Annotated in this window: 12 protein-coding genes; 8 read left to right on the top strand and 4 right to left on the bottom strand. The window is 74.3% G+C overall.

The features are described 5' to 3' along the window. Window positions 1-193: 193 nt before the first annotated feature. Window positions 194-3,121, bottom strand: coding sequence for a helix-turn-helix transcriptional regulator (locus tag E1300_RS53330; RefSeq protein ID WP_131756048.1), 2,928 nt, complete (start codon window positions 3,119-3,121; stop codon window positions 194-196). A gap of 57 nt (window positions 3,122-3,178) precedes the next feature. Next, window positions 3,179-4,222, bottom strand: coding sequence for a CaiB/BaiF CoA transferase family protein (locus tag E1300_RS06970; protein WP_131756047.1), 1,044 nt, complete (start codon window positions 4,220-4,222; stop codon window positions 3,179-3,181). Between the two features lie 184 nt (window positions 4,223-4,406). On the opposite strand from E1300_RS06970, the gene E1300_RS06965 reads away from it, so the two are divergent. After that, window positions 4,407-6,125, top strand: a complete 1,719-nt coding sequence (locus E1300_RS06965) for an LLM class flavin-dependent oxidoreductase (RefSeq protein ID WP_131756046.1) — start codon at window positions 4,407-4,409, stop codon at window positions 6,123-6,125. Here E1300_RS06965 and E1300_RS06960 read toward each other — a convergent pair. Next, window positions 6,122-7,051 carry an SDR family NAD(P)-dependent oxidoreductase gene (locus E1300_RS06960; protein ID WP_131756045.1) on the bottom strand — a complete coding sequence of 310 codons (930 nt, stop codon included), beginning with the start codon at window positions 7,049-7,051 and terminating at the stop codon, window positions 6,122-6,124. The genes E1300_RS06965 and E1300_RS06960 overlap by 4 nt on opposite strands. 62 nt (window positions 7,052-7,113) lie before the next feature. Here E1300_RS06960 and E1300_RS06955 point away from each other — a divergent pair, with 62 nt between their 5' ends. From E1300_RS06955 to E1300_RS06925, 7 genes are all read left to right on the top strand, one after another. Beyond that, window positions 7,114-7,683 (top strand): TetR/AcrR family transcriptional regulator, encoded by a 570-nt coding sequence (locus E1300_RS06955; RefSeq protein ID WP_131756044.1) that lies wholly within the window; start codon window positions 7,114-7,116, stop codon window positions 7,681-7,683. A gap of 39 nt (window positions 7,684-7,722) precedes the next feature. Beyond that, entirely contained in the window at window positions 7,723-8,682 is a 960-nt protein-coding gene (locus E1300_RS06950) for a DUF1152 domain-containing protein (RefSeq protein ID WP_131756043.1), read from the top strand. An 84-nt stretch (window positions 8,683-8,766) separates the two neighbouring features. Beyond that, window positions 8,767-9,279 (top strand): SigE family RNA polymerase sigma factor, encoded by a 513-nt coding sequence (locus E1300_RS06945; protein ID WP_131756042.1) that lies wholly within the window; start codon window positions 8,767-8,769, stop codon window positions 9,277-9,279. Beyond that, entirely contained in the window at window positions 9,267-10,334 is a 1,068-nt protein-coding gene (locus E1300_RS06940; RefSeq protein ID WP_131756041.1) for a hypothetical protein, read from the top strand. Before E1300_RS06945 ends, E1300_RS06940 begins: the two co-directional genes overlap by 13 nt. A 50-nt stretch (window positions 10,335-10,384) precedes the next feature. Next, complete coding sequence (gene deoC, locus E1300_RS06935) at window positions 10,385-11,314, top strand: deoxyribose-phosphate aldolase (protein WP_131756040.1); 930 nt, start codon at window positions 10,385-10,387, stop codon at window positions 11,312-11,314. A 2-nt stretch (window positions 11,315-11,316) separates the two neighbouring features. Continuing rightward, entirely contained in the window at window positions 11,317-12,747 is a 1,431-nt protein-coding gene (locus E1300_RS06930) for an aldehyde dehydrogenase family protein (RefSeq protein WP_131756039.1), read from the top strand. Next, a complete protein-coding gene (locus tag E1300_RS06925; protein WP_131756038.1) occupies window positions 12,740-13,627 on the top strand; it encodes an aldehyde dehydrogenase family protein in 888 nt (295 codons plus the stop codon). The genes E1300_RS06930 and E1300_RS06925 overlap by 8 nt, the downstream gene beginning before the upstream one ends. Before the next feature lie 67 nt (window positions 13,628-13,694). Here E1300_RS06925 and E1300_RS06920 read toward each other — a convergent pair whose 3' ends face one another. Continuing rightward, a complete protein-coding gene (locus tag E1300_RS06920; RefSeq protein WP_131756037.1) occupies window positions 13,695-14,897 on the bottom strand; it encodes a hypothetical protein in 1,203 nt (400 codons plus the stop codon). Between the last annotated feature and the right edge of the window lie 46 nt (window positions 14,898-14,943).

Below are 14,943 nucleotides of genomic sequence, written 5' to 3'. Positions count from 1 at the left end.
CAGTGGCCGGACGGACCGCGGGCCGCTCCTCCGAGCGGAGAAGCACCGGTTGCTTCCCCGGACCGCGACCCCGAAGGCCAGCCACTGAAGTTCCCGTGTGGCCCGACGGTCCGGTGGCGGGAGCCGGGGAGGGGAGGCCCCCGCCACCGGACCCAGGCAAGTCCACAGGCCGTGACGGCGCCCCCGACCGGGTTCAGCGGCGGGCGGGCTGCCGGTTCTGGCCGGGGAACAGGGCCAGGCGGTGCGCGGTCGCCGCCGCCTCGCCGCGGCTCGCCACCTCCAGCTTGCCGAGGATGTTCGAGACGTGGACGCTCGCCGTCTTCACCGAGATGAACAGCGCCGCGGCGATGTCGCGGTTGCTGCGGCCCTCCGCCACGAGGCGCAGCACCTCGTACTCGCGCGGGGTCAGGCCGAGCGGGACGGCGTCGTCGGCGCCGTTCCGGCGCGGCCCGCGGGTGCGGCGGCGCAGGTCGTCGATCCGCGCGGCGAGCGGCTCGGCGCGCAGGCCGGCGGCGAGGGCGGCGGCGACGCACAGCCGGTCGGCGGCGGCCTCGTGGTCGCCGTCCAGTAACGCGGCCTCGGCGGCGCGGGTGAGCGCCTCGGCGCGGTGGAACGGGTTGCCGAGCGCCTCCCACGCGGCGGCGGCCGTGTCCCACGCGTCCCGGTCGAGGACGCCGCGGGCCCGCGCCGCCTCGGCCGCGAACGTCAGCGCGTACGCGCCCTGCAACGGGCCCTGGACGTGCACCTGGGCGGCGCGCTCCTCCATCCGCGCGAGGTCGTCGGAGGCGTCCTGCCCGGCGGCGGCGAGCTCGGCGCAGGCCGCCGCGCCGATCACCAGGACGGGCCAGGCGTAGCGGGCGTCGTCGGGCAGGCCCGGCCGCTTGACGACCTCGCGCGCCGCCGCGACCGCGTCGGCGGGGCGGCCCTCGGCCAGCGCGACCAGCCCCTCCAGGCGCAGCGTGGCGAAGTAGTCCTGGGTCTTGAGCCAGTTCATCTTGAGGGCCACGATCTCCCGGGCGGCCGTCAGCGGCTCCCGGGTGCCCTCCACGTCGCCGCGCGCGAGCGTCACCATGCCCCACAGCACGAGGAGCGAGGTGCGGATCGTGACGGACGGCTCCTGGTCCATGGCGTTGCGCAGGACGGTGAGCGCCTCGTCCCAGCGGCCGAGCGACACCAGCGGCTCGGTCTGGTTGATGGACAGGAACGTGCCCTGCGTGCGCGTGACGCCGTACTCGCGGGCGAGCTCCCTGCCGCGCGCGGCGACGGCGGCGGCCTCCTCGTGCCGTCCCGCGCCCTCCAGGAAGTGGGACTCGATGACGCTGCGGCGGAGGATGGCGCGGTGGTCGCCGCTGCGCTCCGCGACGTCCCTGACCTCGGTGATCCGCGTGGCGTCCTTCTCGTAGTCGATGTCGACGCAGAAGAGCGTGATGAGCGCCTGCGCCTCGGCGAGGGGGTCCTCCAGCCGGCGGGCGATGGCGAGCGACTCCTCGGCGGCCGCGCGGGCGCCGTCGATGTCGGTCGTCAGGCGGACGTACTGGGCGAGCGTCGCCAGCACCCGCGCGCGCAGCACGGTCGGCGGGTCGGCCGGGAGCGCCGCCGCGGCGGCGCGCAGGTCCTCGACGAAGCCGGGGCGGGCCATCTGGTGGGACATGCGGCCGCGCAGCTCCAGCAGCGACGCCCAGCGGGCCGTGTCGCGGGCCCCGCCGCGCTCCACCTCGTCGAGCGCGGCGGTGACGAGCTTGATGCCGCGGTCGTACTCGCCGGCGAAGTCGGCCGCGGTGGCGGCGTCCTCCAGCACCTTGACGTGGTCGGCGCCGATGCGCTCCGCCGCGTCCGGCACCCGGTCCCACAGTTCGAGGACGCGCGACAGCATCGTGAGGCACTCGGCGTAGGCGAGGGCCTTGCGGGCGTCGGCGGCGGCGCGCCAGGACGCGACGAGCGCCCAGGTCGAGTCGTGCGCGGCGTTCCAGTGGTGGCTGAGCTCCACCCACAGCCGCCCGGACGGGACGAGCCCGGGGTCGTTCTCCAGGGCCTCCGCGTAGCGGGTGTGGAGGCGCGTGTGCTCGCCGGGCAGGAGGTCGTCGTGGACGGCCTCGCGGATGAGGGCGTGCCGGAACGCGTAGCCGTCGCCGTCCACCACGAGGACGTTCGCCGCGACGGCGGGGCGCAGCACCCGGGTCAGCGCGGCGTCGTCGAGCCCGGACACGGCGGCCAGCAGCGCGTGCTCGATGCGGGTGCCGCCGCCGCTGGCGTCGCGCAGGACGTCCTGGGTCTCCTCGGGCAGCCGCTGGACGCCGGCGAGCAGCAGGTCGCGCAGGGACTCGGGCAGCTCGCAGGCGAGGGTGCCGTCGTCGTCCAGGAGCGCCTCGATGAACAGCGGGTTGCCCTCGCTGCGCGCCGCGATCCGGTCGACGAGGCCGGGCGGCGGCGCGTGGCCGAGCGTGCCGGCGACGAGCGCGGCGACGTCGGCGCGCGACAGCCGGGTGAGCTCCAGCCGCCGGACGCGGTCGACGCGCTCCAGCCCGGCGAGCACGGGCCGCAGCGGATGGGCGCGGTGCAGCTCGTCGGCCCGGTACGTCGCGACGATGAGCAGCGGCGCCGCGCTCACGTTGCGGATGAGGAACGTCAGCAGGTCGCGAGTGGAGCGGTCGGCCCAGTGCGCGTCCTCGATGACGAGGACGACCGGGCCCTGCTCGGCCAGCCGCTCCAGCAGGGTCAGCACAACCTCGAACAGGCGGGCGCGCTCCTCGCCCGAGGCGGCGTCGGACTCCGGCTCCCCGAACTCGGGCAGCAGCCGGGCGAGGCACGCGGTGTCGCCGCGCGGGACGAGCCCGGCGACGCCGTCGATGCCGATGTCGCGGACGAGCCCGCGCAGCACGGTCGTGAACGGGGCGAAGGGCAGGCCGTCGGAGCCGAGCTCCAGGCAGCCGCCCACGAGCAGCCGGGCACGCGGCGCCCCGCCCGGCATCGCGGGCTCGGCCAGCGCGGCACCGAACTCGCGGATGAGGCGTGTCTTGCCGAGGCCCGCCTCGCCCCCGACGAGCACCGCCCCGGGGGCCGCGGCGAGCGCGTCCTCCAGCTCGCGGAGCTCGGCCGCCCTGCCGACCAGCAGAGGACTCATCGCACGCGCAGTCACGCCACCAGCATGCCAAACGGATACGACATTCCCACCCGTATTTCAGTCCGTGAGATCGTCCCGGGCCCGCCAGTCCTGCCCGCGGTGCTCGTCCAGCTCGGCGACCGTCCCGCCCGCGAGCGGCGGATGGACGGCCGTCCGCACCGGTCCCGAGCCCTGGACGTCGCGGACGCGGAAGTGGTCGAGGTCCAGCATCCGGGCGCGGTCGAGGATCGGCGCGACGGGCGCCCCGGCCGCCGTGAGCCGCTCGACGGCCTCGTCCGCGGGCAGCCGCGCGACGGCGGCGGCGACGGCCCCGTCCAGCTCCCCGACGCGGCGGAGACGCTCGGCGAACGGGACGCCGGCGAGGTCGTCCAGGTCGAGGGCGCGGCACGTCGAGGCCCAGAGCCGCTGCTCCGAGACGACCCCGAGCGTGATCCTCCGCCCGTCCTTGGCGGGGTAGACGCCGTAGCCGGGCACGGGCCCGCCGGCGGACCGCGCGGCCGCCTCGGGGACGGTGCCCATCCAGTGGGCCAGCACGTCCGCCATGCCGAGGTCGACGCGGTCGCCGATCCCGGTCGCGCGGGCCTTCAGGCACGCCGCGGTGATCGCGAACGCGGCCATGGTGGCCGCCGCCATGTCCGCGAGTGGCAGCTCGTCGGCGGCGGGGGAGCCCGCGTCGGGCGGCAGCGCGGCGGCGTAGGCGCGGTAGTTGACGTCGTGCCCGGGGACGTCGGCGAGCGGCCCCTCCGCCCCGTACCCGGAGATCGAGCAGTACACGAGCGCCGGGTTCGCCGCGCGCAGCGCCTCGTGCCCGACCCCGAGCCGCTCGGCGACCCCGGGCCGGAAGCCCTCGACGAACACCTCGGCGCCCGCCGCGAGCTCCCGGCAGCGCGCCAGCCCGTCCGGCGACTTCAGGTCCAGCGCGACGCTCCGCTTGTGCCGGTTGAGCAGGTCGAAGTGGCCGCGGAACATCCGCATCGGCTCGCCGCCCGGCGGCTCCACCTTGATCACGTCCGCGCCGAGCTGGCCGAGCAGCTGCGTCGTGTACGGCCCGGGCCGCCACATGGTCAGGTCGAGAACCCGCAGCCCGTCGAGCGGCGCCATCGCTCTCCCTCCCGTCCGTGATCACCCCCACGTTCCCGCGCGACCCGAGCCTCAGTCAAGCGAGCGCTTGGTCACAACACCCCTGTTGACGCGGCGTCCAACTCGGTGAAGTGTGGCGATGAAGGCCCGGTGCGGCCGCTCCAAACGGCGTTCGCGCAGGCCACAAGCCCAGGAGGTCCCGCAGTTGCGCTTCTCACTCTTCTATGAGCACCAGTTGCCGCGTCCTTGGGCGGACGGGCAGGAGCTGCGGCTCTACCAGGACGCGCTGGAGCAGGTCGAGATCGCCGACCGGATCGGCTTCGACTATGTCTGGGAGGTCGAGCACCACTTCCTGGAGGAGTACAGCCACTCGTCCGCGCCGGAGGTGTTCCTCGCGGCGGCGTCGCAGCGGACGAAGCGGATACGGCTGGGCCACGGCATCGTCCAGCTGCCGCCCGCGATCAACCATCCCGCCCGGATCGCCGAGCGGATCGCCACGCTCGATCTCGTGTCGAACGGGCGCGTCGACTTCGGGACGGGGGAGGCCAGTTCGAGTGCCGAGCTGGGCGGCTTCGGGGTCCGGCGGACGGACAAGCGGGCCCAGTGGCAGGACGCGATCGACGCCGTCACCCGCATGTTCGTGGAGGAGCCCTTTGCCGGGTGGAGCTCGCCGCACTTCCGGATGCCGCCGCGCAACGTCATCCCCAAGCCCGTCCAGAAGCCGCATCCGCCGCTCTGGGTGGCGTGCTCGCGCCGGGAGACCATCCACTTCGCCGCCAGGAACGGCATCGGCGCCCTGTCGTTCTCCTTCGTCGAACCCGAGGACGCGGGCAGGTGGGTGGACGAGTACTACCGCATCATCGCCTCGGACGAGTGCGTCCCCGCGGGCTTCGCGGTGAACCCCAACGTGACCGTCGTCCTGCCGATGATGCTGCACGAGGACGAGGCCACGGCGATCGACCGGGGCATCGACGGCGCCCACTTCTTCGGGTTCGCGCTCGCCCACTACTACGGGACGACGCCGCACGACCCGGGGCGGACGGACGTCTGGCGCGAGTTCGAGGAGCGCCGGGCCGCCCGCGGTTTCGACCGCGACCAGATCATCGCGAACGCCGAGGCGCTCAACGTCAACGTCGGCTCCCTCCGCGGCGCCGTCGGCACCCCCGACCAGGTCGCCGACCTGATCCGCCGCTACGAGTCCGCCGGGGTCGACCAGGTGTCGTTCGTCCTCCAGGCGGGCCCGAACCGGCACGAGCACATCTGCGAGAGCCTCGAACTGTTCGGCAAGGCGATCCTGCCGCGCTTCACCGAGGGACGCGAGGAGCGCGAGGCAGCGAAGGCCGAGCGGCTGGCCCCGGCGATCGAGGCCGCCCTCGCCCGCCGCAGGCCCGCCCGCACGCTGCCGCCCGGCTACCGCATCGACGAGGACGCCGAGGTGTCGCGGGCGCTGCGCGGGTCCCGGTCGTCGAGGCCGCGGCGGCCGTTGCGCGACGAGGTCCGCGCGGCCGGGCGCAAGCGCGCCGCGCAGGGCTTCTACCGGCTCGTCCATGGCCGCTCGGACGCGCAGATCGAGCGCCGTTTCGGGCCGGGCGCCCAGCGGGTCCTCTTCGCCGGGATGGCCCGCGCCTACGACCCGTCCGCCTCGGGCGGCTTCCGGGGCGAGCTGGAGTTCCGCCTCACCCGCGACGGCCGTCCGGCGACCGCCTGGACGGTCGAGGTCGGCGACCGCCGGGCGCGGGCGAAGCCGGGCCGGGCCGACGACGCCGCCCTCACCCTCATCGTGGGGGCCGCCGACTTCCTCCGGATCCTCGCCGGTGACGCCAACCCCGCGTCCCTCCTCATGGACGGCCGCCTCAAGCTCCGCGGCGACTTCGAGCTGGCGCCGCGCCTCAGCGAGATGTTCGGCGGCCCGTCCCCCTACTAGGCCAGGGTCTCGACGGAGAGGTCCCACAGGCGTTCGGCGGCCTCCGGGTCGAGCGCGTACGCGGCCACGCCGCGCGGGCTGCCCGGCTCGTTCGGGGCGGCCTCGGCGCAGTCCTCGAAGTAGCGGCCGCTCACCCCGTCCAGCAGCGGCGACGCGGCCACCAGGACGGACGTCGCGGCGCCCTGCTCGGGGGTCTTCCAGTCCGGGGCGCCGGCCCCGGCCTGGGCGCGCAGGCGCGCCAGTTCCTCGTCGGTGACGTGGCGCTGGAGCCGGGTGCGGATCCCGCCGGGCATCAGCGCGTTGGTCGCGATGCCGTCCCCGGCCCAGCGGCGGGTCACCTCGACCGCGAACAGGACGTTGGCGGTCTTGGACTGCCCGTAGGCGAGCCACGGGTCGTAGGGCCGCCGCTCGAAGTGGACGTCCTCGAACACCACGGGCGAGCGCAGGTGGGCGCTGGAGCTGACCGAGACGACGCGGGCGCCCTCCGCGGCGAGCGCGCCGTGCAGGCCGGTGGCCAGCGCGAAGTGGCCGAGGTGGTTGGTGGCGAACTGGAGCTCCCACCCCTCGGACGTGCGGCTCTCGGGCGCGGCCATGACGCCCGCGTTGTTGACGAGGATGTGCAGCGGACCGTCCCAGGCGGCGGTGAACGCGCCCACGGACGCCCGGTCGGCGAGGTCCAGCGGCGCGACCAGGACCGGCCCGCCGGTCCCCTCGGCGATCTCCGCGGCGGTCCGCTCGCCCGCCGCGACGTCGCGGACGGCCAGCGTGACCTCCGCGCCCGCCCCCGCGAGGGCACGCGCGGTCTCGACCCCGATCCCGGACGCGCCGCCGGTGACGACGGCCCGCCGTCCGGTCAGGTCGACGCCGTCGATGACCTCGGCCGCGGTGGACCGGGCGTCGAACGGCGTGCTGATGAGTGATGTCATGGAAGTGGAGCTCCTTCGGATATTCGGAGGGTCCTCCGGATAACGCCGCGCCGAGGAGATCTATGCCGTCCGAACCGAGGACTTCCGCACGGCCCCTGCGCGCCGACGCCCGGCGCAACCGCGAGCGGGTGCTCCAGGCGGCCGTCCGGGCCTTCGCGGAGGGCTCCGAGGCGACCCTGGAGGCGATCGCCAAGGACGCGGGCGTCGGCATCGGCACCCTGTACCGGCACTTCCCGACCCGCGAGGCGCTGGTGGAGGCCGCCTACCGCAACGAGCTCGGGCGGCTCTGCGACGCGGCCGCCGAACTGCTGGACGAGCTGCCGCCCGACCAGGCGCTGCGGGCGTGGATGGACCGCTTCGTCGCCTACATGTCCACCAAGCGCGACATGGCCGAGGCGCTGCGGCAGGTCATCGCCTCGGGCGGCGACCCGTTCGCCGAGAGCCGCGACCGGATGGCGGCCGCGCTCAACGACCTCCTCAGCGCGGGCGCCGCCGCCGGGACGCTCCGCCCGGACGCCGATCCGTCGGACGTCCTCGTCGCCCTCGCCGGCATCACGCAGACCGTCACCGCGCCCGATCCGCAGGCCGGACGAATCCTCGACCTCCTCATGGACGGCCTCCGCCCCCGCTGACACACCGCCGACCGCCCCAAGCCCCGGTATGTTCGCGGGATGTTCTCGCTCCGGGAACCACCCCTGTTCACGTGCCTGAAGAAGGCGCGCTCCATCCTGATCGCGGGCGCGGGAGGCGGCTTCGACGTCTACGCGGGCCTGCCCCTGGCACTCGCGCTGATGGACGAAGGCAAGGACGTCCACCTGGCCAACCTGTCGTTCAGCAACCTCTACGGCCTTCCCTCCGACACATGGCTGGACATCGACGTCGCCGCCATCACGCCGGACTGCCGAAGCCTCGACGACTACTTCCCTGAAGGCGCTCTCGCGCGCTGGCTCGATCTCCACGGCCTGCCGTCCACCGTCCATGCCTTTCCTAAGCTCGGCGTCCAGCCGCTCCGTGCCGCCTACAGATTTCTGGTCGGGCGGCTGGGGATCGACGCGATCGTCCTGGTGGACGGCGGGACCGACATCCTCTTGCGCGGTGACGAACACGGACTCGGCACCCCCGAGGAGGACATGGCGAGCCTCGGCGCCGTCCACGGCCTCGACGTGCCTGAGAAGGTCGTGGTCTCGCTCGGGTTCGGCGTGGACGCCTACCACGGCGTCAGCCACGCTCACGTCCTGGAGAACCTCGCCGCCCTGGAGCGCGACGGCGCCTACCTGGGGGCGCTGTCCATTCCGTCCGGCAGTCGCGAGGGCGCCCTCTATCTGGACGCGGTCGAGTACGCGCGGGAGGCGACGCCCGCGTATCCGAGCATCGTGAACGGCTCGATCGCCGCCGCGCTGCGGGGCGCCTTCGGTGATGTCCGCTTCACCGAGCGGACGCGCGGCAGCGAACTGTTCATCAATCCCCTCATGGCCGTGTACTTCGCCGTCGACCTGGACGGCCTGGCCCGGCACAACCTCTATCTCGACCGCATCGAGGACACCCGGGTCATCCGGCAGATCAGCTCCCGCATCGAGGACTTCCGCGCGGGAGCCGGCCGTCCCCGCCCACCGCGCCAGTACCCCCACTGACCGCCGCAGGCTCGGGCGTGCAACCTCCGGGGGTGCCGGACGCATCAAGGGGGTGTGGAGTCGCCGAGGAGAGGGTCGCCGTCCATGGTGACGAGGGACGAGGAGTTCACGGCTTACGTGGCGGCGCGGACGCCCTGGCTGAGGCGGGTGGCGTACCTGCTGTGCCAGGACTGGCACCGGGCGGACGATCTCGTCCAGACCGCCGTCACGCGCTTGTACGTCCATTGGCGGCGGGCGTCGGCGGCCGAGAACGTCGACGGGTACGCCCGGACGGTGCTGGTCCGGGTGTACCTGGCCGAGCAGCGCGGGGGCTGGTGGCGGCGCGTCCGCGTCGGGCAGGCGGTGCCGGACGCGGTGGACGAGGGCGCCGACCACGCCGCCGGGCTGGACCTGCGGTCCGCGCTCGCGGCGCTGCCGCCCCGCCAGCGCGCGGCCGTCGTCCTGCGCTTCTACTGCGATCTGTCGGTGGAGCAGGCGGCCGACGTCCTCCACTGCTCCACGGGGACCGTGAAGAGCCAGACCGCGCGCGGCCTGGACGCGCTCCGCCGCGCGCTGCGGCCCGAGCCGAGTGAGGAGGCCCAGACATGGACGACCTGAAGGACGAGCTGCGGGACGGGCTGGAGCGGATCGCCGCGGCGGGCAGTCCGGCGACCACGGTGGACGCCGCGGCGGCCGTGCGCAGGGGACGGCGTGTCCGGCGGGCGCGGAGGTCGGCGGCAGCGGTGATCGTGGCGGCGGCCGTCGGCACGGGAGCCGCGGCGGCGGTCCTTCCCGGCGGCGGAGGCGAGAACGGTGTGGTGCAGGCCACGGGCTATCCCAGCCCGCTGACCGCGGAGGCGGCGTTCGGCTGGCTGCCCCGGGGCTACGGGCAGACGGGGGCCAGCGGGGGCGACGATGGGGAGACCGAGCCCGTCTTCCTGCTGAAGGCCGGAACCGACCGGAAGCCCAAGGCCGTGGAGCTCACCCTGTACGCACCGGGGACCGAGGCGATGCCGAAGGTCCCGAAGAAGGGCTGGCGGTCGGTGGAGCTCGTCGACGGCCGCGTCGCGTACTGGACGGTCGAGCCGGGCGGTTCCGGGGAGGACGCAGCGGAGCTCAGCTGGCAGAACCGGCAGGGGCGCTGGGTGGTGCTGTCGATCGGCGACCGCGGGATCGCCGACAGCGCGACCGTCCTGCGCATCGCGGCGGGGGTGCGGTTCCAGGACGAACCGGCGGCGTTCCCGGTGCGCGTCACCGGGGTCCCGGGAGGGCTTGAGGTCCTGGGTGCCTCGGTGACGCGGCGTCCGCAGGGCGTGGAGTTCGATCTCGGGCATCGCACCACCCCGGGCGACCCGCGGATGCCGAACGACTACCTGCGCTTGGAGATCCGCCCCGCCGACGCCGGCGACAGGAGGTTCTACGGAACCAACACCACCGTGGACGGCGACCCCGCGCAGGACAGCCGGTTGCCGCATTCCGGTCCCGACCTCGACGTCGACGGGGGCGGGCAGAGGCTCATCGTCTTCGACGCGGAGGGACGGCGCGTCCGCATCGAGGCGGCGGGCAGGACGTTGGAGCGCCTCCAGGCCGCCGGGGGGCTCGCCGGGCTCTACCGCCGGATCACCTTCCTCGGCTCCGACCCCGGCAAGTGGACGACCAGGCCGCTCGCCTGAGCGGGGACCGCCGTTTTGTGCCGGTGGCGGACTTCGGCGATGCTGGGGGCGTGTCAACGGAGACTCTGACCAGCGCCGCCGAGTTGCGCGCGTTCCTGAACGGCCTGCCCGGCGTCGACCGGGTGGGCGCCGAGGAGCGGGCCGCGCGGCTCGCGTCCCGGTCGATCAAGACGACGGCGAAGGCCGCGGCGATCGATCTCGCCATCTCGATGGTCGACCTGACGACCCTGGAGGGGGCGGACACGGCCGGCAAGGTCCGGGCGCTGTGCGCCAAGGCCGCCCGCCCCGACCCGTCCGATCCGTCGGTGCCGCGGGTGGCCGCCGTGTGCGTGTACCCCGACATGGTGGAGACGGCCGTGGCCGCGGTCGCCGGGACGCCGGTCAAGGTGGCGTCGGTGGCGACGGCGTTCCCGTCCGGGCGGGCGCCGCTCGCGGCGAAGCTGGCCGACACCGAGGCGGCGGTCGCGGCGGGCGCCGCCGAGATCGACATGGTGATCGACCGGGGCGCGTTCCTCGCCGGGGACCTCATGAAGGTGCACGACGAGATCGTCGCGACGAAGGAGGCCTGCGGGGACGCCCACCTCAAGGTCATCCTGGAGACCGGCGAGCTCGCCACCTACGACAACGTGCGGCGGGCGTCGTGGCTCGCGATGCGGGCCGGCGCCGACTTCATCAAGACCTCGACCGGCAAGGTCGCGCCGGCGGCGACGCTGCCGGTGACGCTGGTCATGCTGGAGGCGGTCCGCGACTACCGGGCCGCCACCGGACGGCGGGTCGGCGTCAAGCCGGCCGGCGGGATCCGCACGACGAAGGACGCGATCAAGTACCTGGTGCTGGTCAACGAGACCGCCGGGCCCGACTGGCTGACCCCGGACATGTTCCGGCTCGGCGCGTCCAGCGTGCTGAACGACCTGCTGATGCAGCGCCGCAAGCTCGCCACCGGGGTGTACTCCGGTCCCGACTACTTCACGCTGGACTGATCATGGTTTTCGAGTACGCGCCGGCACCGGAGTCCGCGGCGATCGTCGACATCCGGCCCTCCTACGGGCTGTTCGTCGGCGGCGAGTTCACCGACGGGCACGGCGAGCCGTTCAAGACCGTCAACCCGGCGGACGAGTCGCCGCTGGCCGAGATCGCCTGCGCCGACGCCGCGGACGTCGACCGGGCCGTCGCCGCCGCCCGCGCCGCGTTCGACACGGTGTGGGGGCCGATGCCCGGGGCGGAGCGGGCCAAGTACCTGTACCGGATCGCGCGGATCGTCCAGGAGCGGTCCCGGGAGCTGGCGGTGCTGGAGTCGATCGACAACGGCAAGCCGATCCGCGAGTCGCGGGACGTGGACGTGCCGCTCGTCGCCGCGCACTTCTTCTACTACGCCGGATGGGCCGACAAGCTCGGCCACGCCGGGTTCGGGCCGGACCCGCGGCCGGTGGGCGTGGCGGGCCAGGTGATCCCCTGGAACTTCCCGCTGCTCATGCTGGCCTGGAAGATCGCGCCCGCGCTGGCCTGCGGCAACACGGTCGTCCTCAAGCCCGCCGAGACGACGCCGCTGACCGCGCTGCTGTTCGCCGAGATCTGCCGGCAGGCCGAGCTGCCGCCGGGCGTCGTCAACATCGTCACCGGGGCGGGCGCCACCGGGCAGGCGCTGGTCGAGCACCCGGGGATCGACAAGGTCGCGTTCACCGGCTCCACCGAGGTGGGCCGCCAGATCGCCCGGTCGGTCGCGGGCACGTCCAAGCGGCTCACGCTGGAGCTCGGCGGCAAGGCGGCCAACATCGTCTACGCGGACGCCCCGCTCGACCAGGCGGTCGAGGGCATCGTGAACGGCATCTTCTTCAACCAGGGGCACGTGTGCTGCGCCGGGTCGCGGCTGCTCGTCCAGGAGTCCGCCGCGGACGAGCTGCTGGAGCGGCTCAAGGCGCGGATGGCGACGCTGCGGGTCGGCGACCCCCTCGACAAGAACACCGACGTCGGCGCGATCAACTCGGCCGCGCAGCTCGCGAGGATCCGGGAGCTGGCGGACGCGGGCGAGGCCGAGGGCGCCGAGCGCTGGTCGCCCGCCTGCGAGCTGCCGGGCGAGGGCTACTGGTTCGCGCCGACGGTGTTCACGGGCGTCGCGCAGTCGCACCGCATCGCCCGCGAGGAGATCTTCGGGCCGGTGCTGTCGGTGCTGACCTTCCGCACCCCCGACGAGGCCGTCACCAAGGCCAACAACACGCCCTACGGGCTGTCCGCCGGGATCTGGACGGAGAAGGGCTCCCTGATCCTCTGGACGGCGGAGCGGCTGCGCGCCGGCGTCGTGTGGGCCAACACCTTCAACAAGTTCGACCCCGCCTCCCCGTTCGGCGGCTACAAGGAATCGGGGTTCGGCCGCGAGGGCGGACGCCACGGACTGGAGGCCTACCTCGATGCCTAAGCAGCAGCCGAAGCCGCACGCCAAGGAGCCGGTGCGGCTGCCGGTCCGCAAGACCTACAAGCTGTTCATCGGCGGGGCGTTCCCGCGCTCGGAATCCGGCAGGACGTACCAGGTGAACGACGCCGACGGCACCTTCCTCGCCAACGCCGCCAAGGCGTCCCGCAAGGACGCCCGCGACGCCGTGGCCGCCGCGCGCAAGGCGTTCGGCGGCTGGTCGGGGCGCACCCCCTACAACCGCGGGCAGATCCTCTACCGGATCGCTGAGATGCTGGAGGGCAGGCACGCCCAGTTCACCGCGGAGCTGCGCGCGACCGGGCTGCCGAAGTCCGCCGCGTCCGCCGAGGTGGACGCCGCGATCGACCGGTGGGTCTGGTACGCGGGCTGGGCCGACAAGCTCGCCGCGGTCCTCGGGTCGGCGAACCCCGTCGCGGGGCCCTTCTTCAACTTCTCGACCCCCGAGCCCACCGGCGTCGTCGCCGTCATCGCGCCCGACTCGCCGCTGCTCGGCCTCGTCTCGGTCGTCGCGCCGGTGATCGTGTCCGGCAACACCGCGGTGGTCGTCGCGGCGCCGTCCGCGCCGCTGCCCGCCGTCACGCTCGCCGAGGTGCTCGCGACGAGCGACCTGCCCGCGGGCGTCGTCAACATCCTCACCGGCGACCGCGCCGAGCTCGCGCCCTGGCTCGCCTCGCACATGGACGTGAACGCCATCGACCTGGCCGGGGCCGGTGGCGGTGACGTCGCGGCGCTCGAAGAGGCCGCCGCCGGCAACCTCAAGCGCGTCCTGCGGCCCGGCGACGGCGACTGGACGGGCGACCCCGGCACGGCCCGCATGACCGCCTTCCTGGAGACCAAGACGGTGTGGCATCCGGTCGGTGTCTGAACGTTGCGATTGCGGAGTGTGTGTAGAGCGTCACTAAGTGTGGAATAGATCTCCCCGTAACTGATCATCACTGGGGGGGATCAGTGGCTACCAACACCGCATCGCGAACGACGGCGGGCCGAGGGACGGCCGGTCGCGCGAGGAGCACAGCAGGCAGCACGTCCACGGCCGCGCGCAAGCCGGCCACGAGCCGCACGTCGGCGGCGCGCTCGTCGGCGTCCAAGACGTCGTCGAGCCGGTCGTCGGCGGGCGGGAGCACCACGAGGAGGGCATCGAGCGGATCGTCGTCGCGCACGAGCGCCGCGTCCAGCCGCTCGTCGTCGGCGGCGACGCGCGTCACCAAGGCCGCCACGCAGGCCAAGGCCGCCGCGACGCAGATGAAGTCGGTGGCGACCAAGGCGTCCACGTCGGCGAAGGCCATGACGGCCATGACGAAGGCGATGACGACCGCCACCAAGGCGATGACCGACGCCGCCAAGGCGATGGACGCGGCGGCGAAGGTCATCACGACCACGGCCAAGAGCACGTCCTCCGGCTCGCGGAGCACGTCCTCGCGCAGCACGTCGTCGCGCAGCACGGGCACGGGCACGCGCAGCACGGGCACGCGCAGCACGGGCACGCGCAGTACGAGTTCACGGAGCACCGGCACGCGGAGTACCGGAACGCGGAGCAGCACCTCGCGGTCCGGTACGTCGTCCAGCCGGAGCGGCGGCACGTCGTCGAGCCGGAGCACGAGCAGCCGCTCGGGGACGACGACCCGAAGGGCGACGCCGGCCGCGAGCCGGTCGAGGTCGACGACCTCGGCCTCGACCGGCTCGTCGTCGACGTCGCGCAAGCCCGCGGCGAGCCGTTCCACGTCCAGCCGGTCCACGTCGAGCCGTTCGACGTCCAGCCGGTCGGCGGCGAGCAGGCCCGCGAGCCGGTCCACGTCGGCGTCCTCGCGGGCGAAGCCGTCCACGACGACGCGCCGGACGTCCTCGACGGCGGCCAAGCCGCGGGCGTCCTCGGCCCGCCGGTCGAGCGCGTCCTCGTCCCGGACGACCGCGAGCGCGCGGTCCGGGTCGGGCGGCAACGGCTCCTCGTCCGGCGGATCCGGGGACTCCGGCCCGTCCCGGGCGGGCCCCGGGGAGTCCTCGGCGCGCCCGCAGGGCACGGCGGCGGCCGCGATGGGCGCGGCGGGCCCGCCGGAGGGGCCGATGGTGGAACCGAAGACGAACGGCGGCCCGCCGGAGCGGTCGGCGGGCACCGGGAACGGGCTCCTGACCGGCATGGCGAACGCCGCCGAGCGGGGACGCTGACCGCCCGCGCCCGGCCCA

The organism is Actinomadura fibrosa, from assembly GCF_900659615.1.
GTDB classification, from domain to species: domain Bacteria; phylum Actinomycetota; class Actinomycetes; order Streptosporangiales; family Streptosporangiaceae; genus Spirillospora; species Spirillospora fibrosa.
Note: the sequence above shows the minus strand (reverse complement) of the source record. Positions and strands in the feature narration are given on the sequence as shown.

What these genes read in the sequence shown, in the direction of transcription:
- E1300_RS53330 (WP_131756048.1), bottom strand. Translation starts at nt 3,121, where the DNA reads ATGAGTCCTCTGCTGGTCGGCAGGGCGGCCGAGCTCCGCGAGCTGGAG.
- E1300_RS06970 (WP_131756047.1), bottom strand. Translation starts at nt 4,222, where the DNA reads ATGGCGCCGCTCGACGGGCTGCGGGTTCTCGACCTGACCATGTGGCGG.
- E1300_RS06960 (WP_131756045.1), bottom strand. Translation starts at nt 7,051, where the DNA reads ATGACATCACTCATCAGCACGCCGTTCGACGCCCGGTCCACCGCGGCC.
- E1300_RS06955 (WP_131756044.1), top strand. Translation starts at nt 7,114, where the DNA reads ATGCCGTCCGAACCGAGGACTTCCGCACGGCCCCTGCGCGCCGACGCC.
- E1300_RS06950 (WP_131756043.1), top strand. Translation starts at nt 7,723, where the DNA reads ATGTTCTCGCTCCGGGAACCACCCCTGTTCACGTGCCTGAAGAAGGCG.
- E1300_RS06945 (WP_131756042.1), top strand. Translation starts at nt 8,767, where the DNA reads ATGGTGACGAGGGACGAGGAGTTCACGGCTTACGTGGCGGCGCGGACG.
- E1300_RS06940 (WP_131756041.1), top strand. Translation starts at nt 9,267, where the DNA reads ATGGACGACCTGAAGGACGAGCTGCGGGACGGGCTGGAGCGGATCGCC.
- E1300_RS06930 (WP_131756039.1), top strand. Translation starts at nt 11,317, where the DNA reads ATGGTTTTCGAGTACGCGCCGGCACCGGAGTCCGCGGCGATCGTCGAC.
- E1300_RS06925 (WP_131756038.1), top strand. Translation starts at nt 12,740, where the DNA reads ATGCCTAAGCAGCAGCCGAAGCCGCACGCCAAGGAGCCGGTGCGGCTG.
- E1300_RS06920 (WP_131756037.1), bottom strand. Translation starts at nt 14,897, where the DNA reads ATGCCGGTCAGGAGCCCGTTCCCGGTGCCCGCCGACCGCTCCGGCGGG.